General features: G+C 59.0%; 11 protein-coding genes. 4 read left to right on the forward strand and 7 right to left on the reverse strand.

The window, feature by feature from the left end; translation table 11 throughout:
- Positions 1 to 37: 37 nt before the first annotated feature.
- The 4 genes from GWR55_RS18305 to gyrB all read right to left on the reverse strand — a co-directional run bounded on the left by GWR55_RS18305 (position 38) and on the right by gyrB (position 6,247).
- Entirely contained in the window at positions 38 to 820 is a 783-nt protein-coding gene (locus tag GWR55_RS18305) for a sulfite exporter TauE/SafE family protein (RefSeq protein WP_162403537.1), read from the reverse strand.
- A 24-nt stretch (positions 821 to 844) separates the two neighbouring features.
- Positions 845 to 1,603: an ATP-binding cassette domain-containing protein gene (locus tag GWR55_RS18310; RefSeq protein WP_238398519.1), complete on the reverse strand. Its 759-nt coding sequence runs from the start codon at positions 1,601 to 1,603 to the stop codon at positions 845 to 847.
- 36 nt (positions 1,604 to 1,639) lie between these two features.
- Entirely contained in the window at positions 1,640 to 3,502 is a 1,863-nt protein-coding gene (locus tag GWR55_RS18315) for an amidase (RefSeq protein WP_162403539.1), read from the reverse strand.
- A gap of 102 nt (positions 3,503 to 3,604) precedes the next feature.
- Positions 3,605 to 6,247, reverse strand: coding sequence for a DNA topoisomerase (ATP-hydrolyzing) subunit B (gene gyrB, locus GWR55_RS18320; RefSeq protein WP_162403540.1), 2,643 nt, complete (start codon positions 6,245 to 6,247; stop codon positions 3,605 to 3,607).
- Positions 6,248 to 7,021: 774 nt separating this feature from the next.
- Between gyrB and rpmI the strand changes: the two genes are divergently transcribed.
- The 4 genes from rpmI (at position 7,022) to GWR55_RS18340 (ending at position 10,043) form a co-directional block, all read left to right on the forward strand.
- On the forward strand, positions 7,022 to 7,219 hold the full coding sequence (gene rpmI / locus GWR55_RS18325) for a 50S ribosomal protein L35 (protein WP_035350027.1): 198 nt from the start codon (positions 7,022 to 7,024) through the stop codon (positions 7,217 to 7,219).
- Positions 7,220 to 7,397: 178 nt separating this feature from the next.
- Entirely contained in the window at positions 7,398 to 7,766 is a 369-nt protein-coding gene (gene rplT / locus GWR55_RS18330; RefSeq protein ID WP_162403541.1) for a 50S ribosomal protein L20, read from the forward strand.
- Between the two features lie 108 nt (positions 7,767 to 7,874).
- On the forward strand, positions 7,875 to 9,254 hold the full coding sequence (locus GWR55_RS18335) for an FAD-binding oxidoreductase (protein WP_162403542.1): 1,380 nt from the start codon (positions 7,875 to 7,877) through the stop codon (positions 9,252 to 9,254).
- 12 nt (positions 9,255 to 9,266) lie between these two features.
- A complete protein-coding gene (locus tag GWR55_RS18340) occupies positions 9,267 to 10,043 on the forward strand; it encodes an SDR family oxidoreductase (protein ID WP_162403543.1) in 777 nt (258 codons plus the stop codon).
- 100 nt (positions 10,044 to 10,143) lie between these two features.
- Here GWR55_RS18340 and GWR55_RS18345 read toward each other — a convergent pair whose 3' ends face one another.
- From GWR55_RS18345 to GWR55_RS18355, 3 genes are all read right to left on the reverse strand, one after another.
- The gene (locus GWR55_RS18345; protein ID WP_162403544.1) at positions 10,144 to 11,040 is read right to left on the reverse strand and encodes a tetratricopeptide repeat protein; all 897 of its coding nucleotides are present in this window, start codon (positions 11,038 to 11,040) and stop codon (positions 10,144 to 10,146) included.
- A gap of 81 nt (positions 11,041 to 11,121) precedes the next feature.
- Complete coding sequence (locus tag GWR55_RS18350; RefSeq protein ID WP_162403545.1) at positions 11,122 to 13,260, reverse strand: VWA domain-containing protein; 2,139 nt, start codon at positions 13,258 to 13,260, stop codon at positions 11,122 to 11,124.
- 14 nt (positions 13,261 to 13,274) lie between these two features.
- Positions 13,275 to 16,721 (reverse strand): carboxypeptidase-like regulatory domain-containing protein, encoded by a 3,447-nt coding sequence (locus GWR55_RS18355; RefSeq protein WP_238398520.1) that lies wholly within the window; start codon positions 16,719 to 16,721, stop codon positions 13,275 to 13,277.
- Between the last annotated feature and the right edge of the window lie 35 nt (positions 16,722 to 16,756).

The following is a 16,756-nucleotide window of genomic DNA, read 5'->3' on the forward strand; positions in this document are numbered from 1 at the left end:
AATCAAACTGCCTCGCTGCCTGGGCATGCTGCCGTCTTCACAATCCATTTCTCCAGAAGAAGTACGACGCTACCAGGCACCCGGTTATGACGACGATGGCCCGTAGGACGTTCGGATTCATCCTGCGAGCATATTGCGCTCCGATGTAGCCTCCTGTGCCGGCAAAAAGCATGGAGACGATACAGTAATGCCACACGATTGCGCCCGTCAGTACAAACGTCAATACAGCGGAGAGATTGGAGAGGCACGCCGCCAGGACCTTCATCGAATTCAGTGTGTGCATCTCCTCTACGCCAAACAGTGCCAGCACCGTCATCACCAGAAATCCACCCCCGGCGCCGAAGTAGCCGATATAAAAGCAGATTGGCAGCAGCGCCAGAAAGACCAGCAGGGGAGATATCTTTCGCTCTGCATGCGGAATCGCCGAGCGTTGCCGCATCCAGCGCGAGACCGGTCCGCTCAGGCCGAAGAGAATCGTCGCCCCCAGCAGCAGCCAGGGAATCAGGTGCAGAAAGGTCATCTGATGCGTGTGCAGCAGAATCACCGCTCCGGAGACACCTCCAAGGGCCGAAGCGATGCAGATCGCTGGCAGCAGGTCCTTTCGCATATCTCCGTGCAAGGCCGCGACCGAAGTCAACTGTCCCGGCCATAGGGCTACGGTATTGGTGGCATTCGCCTGAATCGGTAGAACGCCGACGCCAAGCATGGCAGGGAATGAAAGAAACGACCCTCCGCCCGCCATCGCGTTCATCACCCCGGCGATCGACGAGGCGGCGACCAGCCAGGCATAGCGCCAGTGCGTGATTATGCCGGAAACCATCCACCTTCCATTGTACCGGTTGACTTACTCTGCCGCGTTCAGCCGGATCTCCGGCGTAGCCGCGACCAGCTCACGCGTATACGTCTCCCGGGGCGAATCGCAGACCTGCTCGCATGTCCCCAACTCAACTAGTCGGCCCCGCTTCATCACCGCAACGCAATCGCACAGATATCGCACCAGCGGCATCGAGTGCGAGATGAACAGATACGTCAGCCCATAACGCTGCTGCAGCTCCCGCAGTAGATTCACCACCTGTGCCCCCACGCTGACATCCAGAGCGCTTACCGGCTCATCCAGCACCAAAAACTCCGGACGCAGCGCCAGCGCGCGAGCAATGTTGACCCTCTGGCGCTGTCCTCCGCTGAACTCATGCGGATATCGTCCCAACGCCGACGCGTCCAGACCGACCTCATGCAGCATCTGCTCCAGCCGAGCCCGGTCGCAGCGTTCCCCGTGGATCGCGAACGGCTCCGCGAGAATATCCCGTACCTTCATCCGTGGATTGAGCGCCGCGAAGGGATCCTGGAACACCACCTGCATCTTGCGCCGCATCGCCCGCAGTTCGCCTGCGCGCATCGCCAGCAGATCGCGCCCGTCATACCGCACCTCACCCGCCGTCGGTTCCACCAGGCGCAGCAGCATGCGCGCTACCGTGCTCTTGCCCGAGCCTGACTCGCCCACCAGCCCCAGCGTCTCACCACGCGCAATCGCAAACGAGACATCCTCCACCACGCGCGTACCTTCGCCGTATTCCTTCGTTAGCCCGCGCGCTTCTACCAACATCGTCCCGTCCTGCATAGCCGGATCGTAGCATCTCTCTCAATCAAGCTTCGGATGCAGCCGGTGAAATCCCGTCGCATCCTGATACGCCCTCGCGAACGCGGCCAGCCGCGCATCCGAGTACAGGCCTCCCAGAAACGTCAGCGACACCGGCGTGCCCGGCCCACCAACATTCCTGCGATCTCCATCGCCATCATGCTCCGGCTTCGGAGCATCCTCTCCTCGCACTCCATTCGGCACAATCACCGCAGGATGCCCCGTCAGGTTGGTCCCGGAAAGCTGCGCACCGTCGCTCGGCGTCACAACCACGTCCACCTCATCGAACAGCTTCGCCATCGCGTCGATCGCCAGCATACGCGCCCTCTGCGCCTGCACGTAATCCACTGCCGAATAGAACCTCGCGCGTCGAAAACTATTCGGCCAGTCGAAGTCCTCCTGCCCGTTCAGCAGGGCATCGCGCCCGCTCAGCGTCAGCTCGTCGAAGGCCGCCGCAGCCTCCGCACTCAGCACAGGAGTGATGTCGCCGAAGTGATATCCCTTAGGCATCTTCACCTCCTTCAGCATCACCCCCATCCTGCGGAGCGCCGCCAGTGCAGCGTGACCGTACTTCAAGTCGTAAGTGTCGCGCTCAGCCTCACGCCTGCGCTTGTCCGAAGCGTCCTTCTCCAGCACCGGCGCATCGAACTCGCTCTTCAGATATCCCACCCGCAGCTTCTTCCAGTCATACTCCGCATCCCAGTTGAACGCCGCATCTTTCACCGTGCGGTCCTGCCCATCCGGCCCATAGATCGCGCTCATCACCAGAGCACAGTCCTCCACGCTGCGGCAGATCGGCCCGATCTTGTCCATGGTCCAGCTCAGCGTCATGGCTCCGGTGCGCGGTACAAATCCGAACGTCGGCCGCAGTCCGGTTACGCCGCAGCGCGTGCTCGGCGAGGAGATCGAACCCAGCGTCTCCGTCCCGATCGCAAATCCAACACACCCCGCCGACACCGCACTCGCGCTCCCGGCAGACGATCCGCTCGACCCCTGCTTCGGATTCCAGGGGTTCCTCGTCCGCCCTCCAAACCACAAATCCCCCTGCGCCAACGCACCCATCGTCAGCTTCGCCACCAGCACCGCACCGGCAGCGTCCAGTCTCTGAACGACCGTGGCGTCGTAGTCAAAGCTCTGCTGCTCAAATCCCGCCGCACCCCACGTCGTGGGATACCTCTTAACCGCCAGCAGGTCCTTCGCGCCCCAGGGAATGCCATGCAGCGGCCCTCGATACTTACCCGCAGCAATCTCCTTATCGGCCACCGCAGCCTGCCGCAGCGCGCGCTCCTCCGTCAGCGTAATCACAAAGTGCAGCCGCGGATCGTAGCGCTTGAGCCGCGCAAGATACATCTTCGTCAGGGCAACCGAGCTCACCTTCCTCGTCTTCACTAGCTCCGCCAACTCTCGCACCGAGGCGAACGCCAGCGCGTCCTCACCTCCATTCGCCAGCGCCTGAACTTTTGGGGCCTTGCTGATTCGCATCGGTTTCTTTACGGGATCGAGCTTCATTCCCGCAGGAATAGGATCGAACAGAAACGCCGGAGGCACACTGTTCTGGATATGCATGCTGCGAATCACCAGCACGGAATCCCTCTGCTCGCGTAGCGCTTCGATGACCTGCTTCTTCTGCGCATCCGTCAGCTTTACCGCTGCAATCGCTGCTGCCGCGTCAATCATCTCCGGCGTAATCTTCGCCAGATGATCATGGTCCACTCCGGCGGGCTCAGGCGTCGCCGGGGTCGAGGGCCTCGCCTGTTGCACTGCCATTCCCCACAGAACTCCAGGAAGCAGCGTCTGCCCCAGTCCCACAGCAGAGCACACGTTCAGAAACCTGCGCCGGTCCATCCCACCCAATTGTTCGCTCATGCCGGAATTATTGCATCTGGCCCCTGTAGCCTCTCACACCCGCAAACAAAAATCCGGCCTGAGCGAATCAGGCCGGATCGTCTTACTGAGATTGTGGAACCGTTAGATGTCCAGGTTCTTCACATCCAGTGCATTTTCTTCGATGAACTTGCGCCGGGCTTCGACGTCCTCGCCCATCAGCGTGGTAAAGATCTCCTCGCAGGCGGCAATGTCTTCAAGCTTTACCTGCAGCAGCGTACGACGCTCCGGATCCATCGTCGTCTCCCACAGCTGCGGAGCCGTCATCTCGCCCAGACCCTTGTACCGCTGTACCTGGTACTCCTTGCGGCCCTGCTCGATCACGTACTCGAAGACCTCGCGTGCCGTCTTCTTCTCCACCGGATCCTGCGGTCCTTTAGCAGGACGCTTCCCCGGCTTGGCCTCGAGCGCCGTTCCAGGAGCAGCCGCTGTCTCAGCTACGCCCTCTTCAGACGCAACCTCTTCCGCCTCTTCGGCCGCATCCCCCTTCGCGCCCTTCGCCGCATACTCAATTACGAAGGGCCCGATCAGCTGTTCCTTGATCTGTGCATGCTTGCCCAGCATCTGCCGCGTCTCCGGAGCCGCAGCCAGCATCCAGTCGATCGTCCGCACCGCACCCTGCGAATCCGTGAAGTTCACCGAGTACATCTTGTGCTCTTCGTCGAACTCGACATCGCCCACATGCTTGAACTGATAGGTCTTCGCCACTGCTTCCAGCTTGGCCTTCATGATCTTCAGCTTGTCGGGGGACTCGAAGTCCGCGCGCTTGGCCGGTTCCTTGCCCTCATGGGCAAACAGGTCGGCGAACTCGCGCATCACCTCTTCGTTCCTCAGGCGCTTCTGCGACTTGTCGAAGAACTCGAGATAGTCCTTCAACTGCCCCATAAACTTCGTCAGGGACGCGCCCTCCAGCTTCGCTCCACCCTCGCCATAGTGAATCACCATGCCGTCTGAGGCGCGCTTGACCATGACGGATACATACTCGCGGTCGTCCTTGATGTACTGCTCGAACTTGCCCTTCTTGATGCGATACAACGGCGGCTGTGCGATATAGACATGGCCGCGCTTGATCAGCTCCGTCATATGGCGGAAGAAGAATGTCAGCAGCAGCGTGCGGATGTGCGATCCGTCAACGTCGGCATCAGTCATCAGGATCAGCTTGCCGTAGCGCAGCTTCGATGCATCGAAGTCGTCCTTGCCGATGCCCGCGCCAAGAGCCGTGATCATCGCGCGAATTTCTTCGTGACCCAGCATCTTGTCATAGCGGGCCTTCTCGACGTTCAGAATCTTACCCTTCAGCGGAAGGATCGCCTGGAACTTACGGTCGCGTCCCTGCTTCGCGGTTCCGCCTGCGCTCTCACCCTCGACAAGGTACAGTTCGCAGCGGTCCGGCTCGCGCTCGGAGCAGTCGGCCAGCTTGCCCGGCAGTCCGCCGCCGTCCAGCGCACCCTTGCGCCGTGTCAGGTCACGGGCTTTGCGGGCAGCCTCACGCGCACGTGCCGCGTCGATGGCCTTATTGATGATCTTCTTCGCGACCTGAGGGTTCTGCTCCAGGAAGGCTCCCAGCCGCTCGTTGATGAACGCCTGCACCGTTCCCGCGATGTCGGAGTTCAGTTTGCCCTTGGTCTGGCCTTCAAACTGCGGCTGCGAAAGCTTTACGCTGATCACGGCCACCAGGCCTTCGCGAACGTCGTCGCCGGACAGGTTCTCCTTCACGTCCTTGAACAGTCCCATCGCTTGTCCTGCGGCGTTGATCGTGCGGGTCAGCGCCGCGCGAAAACCCTGCAGGTGCGTTCCACCGTCGACCGTGTTGATGTTGTTGGCGAAGGTAAAGATCGTCTCGGAGTAGGCGTCGTTGTACTGCAGCGCAATCTCCATGGCCACGTTGTCGCGCTCGGCCTCCATGTAGATCGGCTTGTCGTGCAGGACCTGCTTACCCTTGTTCAGGTGCTTGATGAACTCGGCAATGCCTCCGACGTACTTGAACTCCTGGTGCTTGCTCTCGCCCGTCTTCGTATCGGTGGTCCGCTCGTCCGTCAGGTGGATCTCAAGCCCCTTGTTCAGAAAGGCCAGCTCACGCAGCCTCTGTGCCAGCGTGTCGTAGTTGTACTCGGTGACGGTAAAGATCGACTTGTCCGGAAGGAAGTGAACCTTCGTTCCTCTCCGCTTCGTCGCGCCCATCTGGCGCAGCTTGCTGATCGGGTCTCCCTTGGAGTAGTCCTGGGTCCACGCAAAGCCGTCGCGCCACACCTCGACGTCGAACTCCTCACTCAGCGCGTTGACGCAGCTCACGCCCACGCCGTGCAGACCGCCGGAGACCTTGTAGTTTGAGGCGTCGAACTTGCCGCCTGCATGCAGCATCGTCAGAACCACCTGCACGCCCGGCATGGTCTTGCCGTTCACGGTCTTATTGTCGACCGGGATACCGCGGCCGTCGTCAGTCACGGTGATGGAGTTGTCCACGTGGATGGTCACATCGATCCGGGTCGCATGGCCGGCGAGCGCCTCGTCGACCGAGTTGTCGACCACCTCATAGACCAGATGGTGCAGACCCTGCTCACCCGTTGAGCCGATATACATGGCCGGCCGTTTCCGAACGGCAGCCAGGCCCTCGAGAACCGTGATGTTCTCCGCAGAGTAGCCTCCTGTGGCCTTCGCCTCTGCAGTGGTTGCCTTCTTGTCGTCTTCGAAAAGTTCCGCTCCGGTGGGGACTGCCGTAGTTGCCATGGATCTCCTGAAAGTTCTGGAAAAACCATCCGGAAAACCTGCCCCTGATTTCACAAAAAGCCGCGTCAATCAAGCACTTTAGACAGGTTTTAACCGGGATTTTTATTAACTTAAGTATAGCATGCTGAGGGGTGCGAAAAGCCTGCGAGAAGACAGGTACCCGGGCCGGTTCTGTCTTGCGTATCAAGCTGAAAATAAGGGATTTGGTTAGAGTAGGTTTTAGCCTCCTTCTCCGGGTGCCTAACTCTCGATCTCCCCGTTCGTGGATCTCTTCCGTGGAGAGTTCCTGTCAAGGCCAGGTCTCACCTAAACGATAGATTCCTCGAGGCTTGCTGGTTGCCGATTTGCCATGCACCACAGGCTATTCTGGATGTATCGGCTCATTCACAGATCAACGCAATGGTTCTGAGGCTACTTTCGTTCGGCACTGGTCTTGCGTTCGGCTTAAGGGCACGGCTTTAGCCGTGCTGCCACCAGAATGTGAATCAAGCGGCTACGGCCGCGGAGGTCAGAAGAGGGTGCCATCCTGAGCGGAAGCTAGCTAGTCGACGGATCTGCGTTCAGTGTCTGGAACTCAATGCGCATCACGACTTTGTCCGTAACTTCCCTGAAGGGAAGACTTTGCTAAATAGTCCGGACCTAAATTATTTCAATCCAATATTTTGCAAGGATTTCATGTAGGGTGTGCAGGATCAACAGAAACTCTCCTTCGAATCAGAAGCTTTCCTGTATACTCGATAAGTTGTCGAAAAAGCAGAAAACCTAGGATTACCAATGCCAAAGTTGAAGACACACTCAGGCGCGGCCAAGCGCTTCAAGAAGACCGGCACCGGCAAGTTCAAGCGCGGCCAGTCCAAGATGCGCCACATCCTCACCTCCAAGAAGACCAAGACAAAGCGCCACCTGCGCTCCATCACCCTGGTCTCTGAGGCGGATTCGGCCAAAGTCGCCCGCATGATCCCCTACGCCTGAGTCAGGCCAAGGGAAACAAAGGTTTTCAGATCGAGCCGCTGAAAAGCAAAGGGCCGCAAAAAGCGTAGAGGCCCCTGGGACAAGCGTAGCGACTCCCACCGAGATCTGAAGTAGTAAGCGAGTGAAGAGGCGACCTTGCCTCCAGCCGCACAACGAAGTACGCAAAAGGAGATTCACGATGCCCCGTGTAAAACGGAGTACAAAGCGCAGCGACCGCCGCAAAAAGATCCTCAAGCGCGCGAGTGGTTACTTCCTCACGAAATCCAAGCTCTACCAGGCAGCCCAGGAAGCCGTCGAGCGCTCCCTGATGTTCGCCTACACCGGACGCAAGCAGAAGAAGCGCCAGTTCCGCTCCCTCTGGATCGTCCGTATCGGCGCCGCCGCCAAGCTGAACGGCATGAGCTACTCGACCTTCATCGCCGGCCTCAAGGCCGCAGGCAACGGCCTCGATCGCAAGATCCTCGCCGACATCGCCGCTAACGACCCGGCTGGCTTCACCGCCCTCGCCGAGCAGGCCAAGGCCGCTCTGGCTGCCAAGGCCGCGTAAAAGAAGTCTTCCTTCCCGAAAGAGGCGCGGCTTTAGCTGCGCCTCTTTTTACCTCCCCATAAAGTTCTCCATCCCTCCTGCTCCACCAGAATCGTCTATCCTGACTCTATGCCGACTGCCTCACCAGCCAACCAGCAGCTGAGTTTCCGCAGCACCGGCGAAGAGCCCGCCGGCAAGGCCTCCTTCGAATCCTGGGGCCGCTATCCCGTCTACCGGGCCAACATCATCCCTCTCCACTGGCGGGCGGACTACCCTGGCATCATCCAGAACCTCCACAGCGGAATCCTTCCGGTCGGCCTGGGCCGCAGCTACGGCGACGTCTGCCTGCTGAAAGACGGAAACCTGATCGCGACTCCCGGCATGAACCGTATCATCGCCTTCGATCCGGAGACCGGGCTGCTCACCGCTGAGGCTGGCATCTCGCTCGCGCAAATCCTCGACTTCGCCGTCCCGCGCGGTTTCTTCCTGCCCGTGACGCCCGGAACGAAGTACGTCACGCTCGGCGGCGCGATTGCCAACGACATTCACGGCAAGAACCACCACATCGCCGGAACCTTCGGGCGCCACGTCACCGAGTTCGAGCTGGTCCGCTCTGACGGAACCGTGCTCCGGTGTTCGCCGACCGAGAACCGCGAGTTCTACGCGATGACAATCGGCGGCCTCGGCCTGACAGGCCTCATCCGCTGGGCGACACTGCGCCTCAAACCCATCGTCTCCCGCGCCATCGACTACGAAGGAATCCAGTTCCACGGCATCGACGAGTTCCTCGCGCTTACCGAAGCCAGCAAAGAAATCGAGTACACCGTCAGCTGGGTCGACTGCACCTCTACCGGCAAGAACTTCTGCCGCGGAATCTTCATGCAGGGCGATCACTCGACCAAACGCGCTCCGCTGCAGCCTTCACCCGAGCCGAAGCTTGTCTTCCCGTTAGACGCGCCAGGCTTCGCGTTGAACCACCTCAGCGTCGCCGCCTTCAACACGCTCTTCTTCCACAAGCAGATCAAGAAGCGCGTCGTCACCTTGCAGGATTACGAGCCCTTCTTCTATCCGCTCGACAAGGTCCTTCATTGGAACCGTATGTATGGAAAGAGCGGCCTCCTACAATTCCAGTACGCGATTCCGTGGGACAGCGCGCGTGAGGGCACCGTCGCGATCCTCAAAGAGGTCGCAAAGTCCGGCTTGGCCAGCTTCCTCGCGGTGCTCAAAGCCTTCGGCGACGTACCTTCGCCCGGCGTCATGAGCTTCCCCAAGCCTGGAATCACGCTCGCGCTGGACTTTCCCATCAAGCCTGACAAGTCATTCCCGCTCTTCGAGCGCCTCGCCGACATGACCCTCGAGTTCGGCGGACGCCTCTATCCGGCCAAGGACGCAGCCATGACCGCCGCCCAGTTCCAGGCCTTTTATCCCCAGTGGGAGCAGCTTGCACGCTTCCGCGATCCCATGATCACCTCCAGCTTCTGGGAGCGTGTCACCGGAGAGCAGTCCTAGTCTATGAATCAAATGGCAACCACATCTGCTGCACCGAACCAGTCCGGCGCCTCGCGCAAGATCCTCGTCCTCGGAGCCACCTCCGGCATCGCGGAGGCGACCTGCCGCGTCTGGGCTTCGCAGGGAGCAAGTCTCTTCCTGGTCGCGCGCAACGCCGATAAGCTCGCCGCAGTCGCCGCCGACCTGCGCGCCCGCGGCGCAGCCTTCGTCGACACCGCCGTAGCCGATCTGGACGACACCGAGCAGCACGCCGCTCTCCTCTCGCATGCCGTCAACTCGCTTCAGGGCCTCGACGTCGCCTATCTGGCGCATGGCGTTCTTGGCGATCAGTCCCGCGCCGAGCAGGACTTCAATACCGCAGCGCACATCCTGCACACCAACCTGATGGCGCCCGTTTCGCTGGTCACCTGGCTGGCGAACTACTTCGTGCAGCGTCGTAATGGCGTCATCGCCGTGCTCTCCTCCGTCGCTGGAGACCGCGGCCGCAAATCGAACTACGTCTACGGCTCCTCAAAGGCCGGTCTTTCGGCGTTCCTCGCGGGCCTGCGCAATCGCATCGACCGCGAAGGCGTGACCGTCCTGACCATCAAGCCCGGGCCGACCAAGACCGCCATGACTGCAGGCATGAAGGGCTCAGAAAAGTTCGCCGACGTGAATGCTGTCGCGAAGTCAATCGTGAAGGCGATCGACAACCGTCAGGACAACCTGTACGTCCCCTTCCAGTGGCAGCCCATCATGTTCGTCATCCGCCACATTCCAGAGAGCATCTTCAAAAAGCTGAACCTATAGCCCGCCATTTTCGGGAGCTCGCAGAGTAGCTTATCGCGAGAATTGGCGACAGGTTTTCTTCAGGTTGTCGAGGCTGAGGGCTATGCCCAAATAGCTTTGCTCAATGCTTCTCAGCTGGAAGCGGCGGTGGGGGACCTGTGCCTTCAGCGAGACTGTTCTTGCTCCGAAGCTCCTGGGCATTCTTCACGATCACAAGGATGCGCGGATCTTTGCGGTATGACGCAAAGATCTGGTCCGAATTCATCGCGTTGAGAATGTCGAATCCGGCCTCACTCGCGGTTGTCAGGTAGTGCATCATAGCCTTTTCATCGCCGCGTTGCAGATAAAGCCGCGCCAGTTCAAAGCAATAACGTGCATGATCGGCCGGAGAGAGCATGCGGGTCGTTATCCCCAGGCTGCTGTGATGCTGCATCATCTCGGGGTCAAGCCTCAGGGCAATATCAAACTCTTTGCGTGCCCGATCGTATTCCTTCTTGTCGAAGAGAGCAGTTCCGAGGTTCGAGTGATACGTCGCTGAGGTTTTGTCGAGTTTGCTGGCGCGCTTGTAATAGCCGATGGCGCGATCGTACCGTCGGCTGATGTACTCGATGACGCCGAGGTTATTCCACGCCTCGGGATTCTTCTTGTTGATCTTCACAGCTTTCTGAAAGAGAGATCTCGCCTGGTTGATATCGCGCACTTCAAGTTCGGTGACGCCCATCTTGTTCAACAGATGCACTGGCTCGCCACCACGCTGAAGGGCAAACCCGTAATAGTCCATTGCATCTTCAAAGAATCGACGGGCACGCAAAATATCCGCGGCTGATTCCAGGCGTTCCGCAGTTGCTGTGGTCGGATCAGGAAGATGCGCCCGGACCGATTGCCACACCGGGTTCTGATGGTCAAGAGCTCGAGCTTCTTCGTGGCTCATCGTTCGCTGAGCAGAGATTCGGGGAGCGGACAACAACAGGAGAGCGGCGAAGATAAGTAGGAAGAGGAAGCGAGCCGGGTAACCCATGGCATACCTCCGGGAGGTACGACAGAATCATCCGCCTGAAAGGGGTGACTGTCAACGTCGCTGGTCACGCTCCGTCCGGTTCTATTGCTCGCCTGCGGTGGCAGAGATACCAGTCTGTGGCAGAACAGGGCTTTCGACTCGCAGTGCCAGTCGAGGAAAGCTGAAGCTGCCGCCAGCATCGTCGATCACGTTGACCTGGCAAATGTATGTGCCTGTCTTCAATTGATTTAGCGGCACATCGAACTGGAACGCGACGGCATTGCGGTCAGGCACGTTCACGGCATCTGCTGAGATCAGGGGAGTCTCGTAGACCTTTACGCCGCCTTTCAGGAACTCGATGCTGGTGAGCACTTTGACCGCTCCGGAGAGGCGTCGGCCCAGCCCCGGCGAAGGCTTTGGCGCAGAATCTCCATTCTTTTCCCGCGCAGGATCGTAGACCTCGTAGAGAAAGTACAGGTGCTGGTTCTGCCGGAAGACATGAGCGACGTTGGGAACCCACTCCACTCCATCTCGAATCAGCGGGTTCGAGGTCTTCTTCGAGGTGTTGGGGGCCTGCTGGCTGGCAAGCACAATCGAGCTGAGCTTGAGGGGAACCTTCTTGAGATCAGGAACCTGCAAATCGGTCTCGAAGCTGCCCATTCTTCCTGTCTGGTTTTCGCGCAGTACAAACTTCAAGTGATAACGCCCTGGCGCGAGCGTGAAGCCTGTCGAATATTGAATATTCTTTCTCTGTACCTGCTGCGAGGCGTCGAGCGCCAGCTTTACCGTATCGCGAACATCGCCAACCGCAATGCCTTGCGCGTTTTTTACCTGGCCTAGGATGTCGATACTTGCCTTGTCGCGATCCCCGTTCTTGAGAAAAGGAATCTGAGAGCCGGGTACGATCAGCGAGATGGGAACGAAGAATCTGTTCTCCTCCATCCGGAAGTAAAGCGCTTGCAAATACACGGCGACGTCCGTTGCAGGAAGGTCGCTCCGCATCTGTTCTGTGAGCGCAAGCTCGCGGTCTTCGCTCTTCTGGTGTTGAAAGTCGGCCGGAGCGTAATAGCCGGGACGATACTCCAGCTTCACATCGCTGCGATTCACCTTGATGGTCAACCTGCGATACGCACCATCACGAGCCACGTTCGTGGAGCGGAAGCCCAGGATGTAATACGCTTCGGTGTCGTGCTGAATCTGCTGGAAGGCCGGGGCAAAGTCGTTCGAATCGAAGAACGCCTTTCCGCCCGTGTCGGAGGAGAGTGTAGCCAGCACCTCCTGCGAGCCGAAGTTCGCATCCAGTTGGCTCTGCATCGCGCCCGCGCTGTAAGCGGCCGTTCCGCGGAGGCTGCCTTTCGATGCATCCCCGACAGGGGACAGCGCCTGTAGTCCACGCGAGTCTACGCTATAGATCGCCATGTTTGCCCGCACGGCTGCGTTGGTGGCAGCGCGCATGCTGGCCTGGTTCTCGATGCCCTGGCGGCTAAGTCCGCCGGAAAAATAGAGCAGGCTCTTCCGCTGGTCCACGCCTTCCAGACTTTTTGCGATGGTTCGAATGGCATAAAGCTCGCGGTCCGTATTCAGCGAGTTGTACTCGGAGTCATCCGCTGTAAAGCTGGATGCATCGTCGGAGGTCCCTCCGGAGTTGCCGCCCTCGTTTCCATTGGCGAACCCTGTGCCTTCGGTGCCGTTGTAGCGCCCCACGGCCTTCAGCAGTGCTTCCTTGTCGGCGGTAAAATCCTGATCGAGGCTTAGCGATGTGTCCATGCTGATCGCAGCCACCAGGTCTGCCGGTTGCATCTTCTTGTTGATGTAATCCTGCGCAGCCTCTACCGCGCGATCGATATCTTCGGGCTGCATGCTGCTCAGATCGAAGAACATGACGATCAGGCGATGGTCTTTCAGGAGCACAGGATTTGCAGCGAAGTTTCGATTCACCAGGTCCGCGACAGAAGCCTTTCCACTTACCGTAGTGTTCTCATGGAGCGCGACCGCATCATCCACATTCTGGAAGTCGAAGCTGGCCATCTTCTGCGCCTTGCCGTTCTCAAGAATCGTGAAATCTGCTGCCGTAAGGCCTTTGACGACCGCTCCCGTCTTTTTATCGCGAACAACGACGTTCGTCAGAACGATGTTGCTCTGTACCTTCAGGGTAAAGGTGCCATCCCCGGCGGCCTGCTGGCTGTAGCCGGGGAAGCTTGCTATCAACATCAAAAGTGCTGTTGCAATAGTCCGCCGCATCTTTCGTTATCCTCTTAGAACCTGTAGCGGGCGAGAAAGCTTATCTGCCGCATCGATGCCGTCGACGTGACCTGTCCGAAGGTCCGTGAGTTATAGATCGTGTCGATCCCGGAATACTGCACCGTATTGAAGACATTGTTGGCCGTCACGCGCATCTCAAACGAGCGCGTCTCACCCAGCGCAACGGTTCGCGATAGCGACGCATCGACGGCAACGGTTCCCGGTCCTTCGATGGAGTTCCGTGAGGCTGTCCCAAATGCGCCGGAGGGAGAGCTGAAGGCAGCTGCGTTGAACCAGTCCAGGATTGTCCCCGTTCCATGAATTGGCTGCGAAAAGTTGCGATCCGCACGCACAGAATTATTCGCGCCATTCGAGACCTGGCCGGCGGTGGCTAACAGATGCGGTGTGAAGTAACTTCCGCTAGCAAACGTAAAGTCACCCGAGAGCGAGAAGCCATCCAGCACCTTCGACCATGTATCTCCTTTTGAGAAGAAGGCGCGGTTCGGTCCAAAAGGAAGCTCGAACACCCAGTTGCCTGTAAGCTTGTGGCGGATATCGAAGGAACTGTTTCCGTACTCTGCATTGATGTCCTGAAAGTTCTGAACCGGCACCACCGTAGAGCCGCCGATAGACGACGCATTGTCGATGGAGTGCCCATACTGGTAGGTCGCCTGCAGCGACACACCCTTCTGCATACGCTTGCGCGCGTTAATTGAGAGCGCATGGAAGCGCGATGAGCCCCGAGAGTCTTCGTAGTTGAATGGCTGTGTCTGTGAACCGGAGCTGGCGGCCTGTATCGGTATCAGAACCATGTCGAGGTTCCCGGCCACGCCGCCGTTATAGCCAACATTCAGAACAATATCCAGGGGCAGCGTCCGCTGAATATCGATGCTCCAGATCTGAACGCGCCCAAGGCGATAGTCCCGGTTGACGCTGTAGTTGTTCTGGACTGTTGCGGTCGAACAGTTGAATGCATCTGCAAGAGCGAGAACCCCGCATCCTTCCTGGTTGACGACATTTGTCTGCGTAAGAGAGAACGGAGGCTGGAAGGCCAGTTGCTGCGCAAACGTGATCGGCTGGCTCGTGTTGTAGTTAATGCCATAGCCGCCACGAATGACTGTCTCTTTGATCCACTTCGGCCTGTAGGCTACGCCTAGCCGAGGCGCGAACATGGTGCGATCGGGATTGACCAGCGACCGTGGGAACGACCCGCTGTACGGTCCCTGCTGTCCTGCGATCACTGGGGCTACCTGCTTGAAATCCGCACTGTGATCCAGATTCACCAGGCGCCCGTTCTTCTCTGTATATGGCGCGAAATACTCGTAGCGCATTCCGTAGTTCAGTGTCAGGTTTGGCAGGATGCGCCAGTCGTCGGTAGCGTACGCATCCATGACGTTCGCTCGCAGATAGGCCTTCGACAGCCCCGCCTGGATTGCAGACTGTTGTGGCAGCCCCAGCAGAAAGTCTGCGAAGCTATATCCTCCCGTGGAAAGAGATGTTCCATCAGGATTTTTAGTAGCCGTGGAGCTTCCGCTGAAGGTAAACGCTCCCAGCGGACTTGCTCCGGTCTGCAGATTGCCGGGAGCGGTAAGACTGTCCGCGTGGACGCGGCGAATATCCCCACCAAAGCGAAGATTATGTTTTTTGTGGCTCCAGCTTACAAAGTCACTGAACGAGATGGTCTGGTTCACCGTGTCGCTGGGAGTCACACTATTGAGGCCGGTCAGGCCCGAGAGCGTAACGGAGGGCACGCCGTAGTAGAGCGGATTGGAGGCGATGACCGCTGTTCCGATGAGAATCCCGGCGTCAGCTGCAGGACTATCTGTCCCGTTGGTGAAGAAGTTGGACCGCGTAGCGTGGGAGCGGTTCCAGGTCGCCGTTGCATTATTGGTCAGGCGCCCATACCCGACGGTGTATCCCGCTGAGAGATTGTAGCCATCGGATATCGTCGATCCACCCAGCGGAAGGAAGACATTGGGTGTGTCGCTGGCGGAGTGGCTGTACGCAAATCCGAAGTTGATATTCTGCCGCAGCGTCTTGGGAGCGTTCGCCTGCTGCGCGCCTCTTCCAAATCCGCCAAAGCGCCCGCCGAAGCCGGCATTCTGTCCGAAGTTTCGAACATAGCGTGTGGAAAGACTAAGCGTGTTTTGTGCCGCCGAAGTGATCGTCTGATAGTTGTATCCCTGCGCGCCGGTTACGGCGATGTTGGGGGCAGGGTAATACTTCAGCAGGGATGCGGCCTGTGACGAGATGCGATTCGCGCATATGACGTTCAGAACGCCGTTGCACTGGAACTGTTGCTGGCTCAACGGATCGTAGATGGGGGTGTTCAACTGCGAAAAATCACCACCGCGCTCAGCCTCGGTTGGAACCGTGGCGTAGAGGTTCTGTGGGTTGGAGTTGCGTCTTCCTGTCAGATTGAAGAAGACGAACTGCTTTGTGCTCGGCTTGATCAGCCCAGGAATAAAGGGAGATCCGGCAAAGGTCACACCGAACTGGTTCTTGCTATAGGCAGGCTTGACCACCGGAGCGCCGGTCAGTGAATAGTTGGTTGCATCCAGCGCACCGTTGCCACCCTGATAGAAGATTGCGCCGTGAGGTTGTGTCGGGTTGAAGCCTCTGCCCCCGCGCCCTCCCCGAACCATGAGGCCTCCGCCGGGACCACCACCTCTTCCTCCTCGGCCTCCTGCCATGCCTCCCAGCATTCCCGCTACAGCGCTGGCGACGTCCGAGCCAGCGACACCCTGCTGGCGAGCGCGGGCCATGGCATCTTCCACGCGCTGGCGAATCTCATCTTCGCTGAAGTTCGCCAGACCGTTCGTCTGCCCCATCTGTCCGGTCACCGTCACGGAATCCGCCGATGCCGCGTCGCCTCCAAGGTTCGCCATGGTCGGCATCTGCGCGCCAGCGTTTCCGGCGCCTGCACTGGCGTCTGCCAGATCGGCCCCGGCACCATTAACACTCAGTGACTGCATCCCCCGCCCCAAGGCTCCGGCGATGGCGTTGGCAGCGTTAGTTTGCCGGGCCTCCTGTTGTTCCTGCTGCTGCTCGACGCGCGACGCCAGTTGCATCGTAAAGTCGACTGCCTGTTCGGGCTTTCCCCCGTTCTGACCATCTGCGTTGAGAAGCACTTCTTTCGTATCGGTCGCGAATGCCGCAAGTTCGGCTCGAAGTACATAACGGCCATCCTTCGGAATCGTCATGATGAACGATCCCATCACATCCGTCGTCGTAGCGTATTTCTTTCCAGTGAGCGTATTTGTTGCCGTAATCGCAACTCCGGGCAAGGGAACTGCGCCTGCTTTGGCGCTGCCTCGAATGATTCCACCCGCTGGATTCTGCGGAGCGACTGGATTCGCTTCAGCGGCGCCGATGCTCTGAGCAATGGATGGATACGCATACAAGCCGGTCAGCCAGACCATCAGGAGACACAGCGCCGCCTTCTCAAACGTTCTCTTCACAAGGGACCTCGCTCCGGTTAGTCGGGCTTAACTCT

It is taken from the genome of Edaphobacter sp. 12200R-103 (assembly GCF_010093025.1).
In the GTDB taxonomy this organism is placed as follows: Bacteria; Acidobacteriota; Terriglobia; order Terriglobales; family Acidobacteriaceae; genus Edaphobacter.

Bases quoted from the DNA above. Each gene is read 5' to 3' on its own strand.
- GWR55_RS18305 (WP_162403537.1), bottom strand. From the start codon at position 820: ATGGTTTCCGGCATAATCACGCACTGGCGCTATGCCTGGCTGGTCGCC.
- GWR55_RS18310 (WP_238398519.1), bottom strand. From the start codon at position 1,603: ATGTTGGTAGAAGCGCGCGGGCTAACGAAGGAATACGGCGAAGGTACG.
- GWR55_RS18315 (WP_162403539.1), bottom strand. From the start codon at position 3,502: ATGAGCGAACAATTGGGTGGGATGGACCGGCGCAGGTTTCTGAACGTG.
- gyrB (WP_162403540.1), bottom strand. From the start codon at position 6,247: ATGGCAACTACGGCAGTCCCCACCGGAGCGGAACTTTTCGAAGACGAC.
- rpmI (WP_035350027.1), top strand. From the start codon at position 7,022: ATGCCAAAGTTGAAGACACACTCAGGCGCGGCCAAGCGCTTCAAGAAG.
- rplT (WP_162403541.1), top strand. From the start codon at position 7,398: ATGCCCCGTGTAAAACGGAGTACAAAGCGCAGCGACCGCCGCAAAAAG.
- GWR55_RS18335 (WP_162403542.1), top strand. From the start codon at position 7,875: ATGCCGACTGCCTCACCAGCCAACCAGCAGCTGAGTTTCCGCAGCACC.
- GWR55_RS18340 (WP_162403543.1), top strand. From the start codon at position 9,267: ATGGCAACCACATCTGCTGCACCGAACCAGTCCGGCGCCTCGCGCAAG.
- GWR55_RS18345 (WP_162403544.1), bottom strand. From the start codon at position 11,040: ATGGGTTACCCGGCTCGCTTCCTCTTCCTACTTATCTTCGCCGCTCTC.
- GWR55_RS18350 (WP_162403545.1), bottom strand. From the start codon at position 13,260: ATGCGGCGGACTATTGCAACAGCACTTTTGATGTTGATAGCAAGCTTC.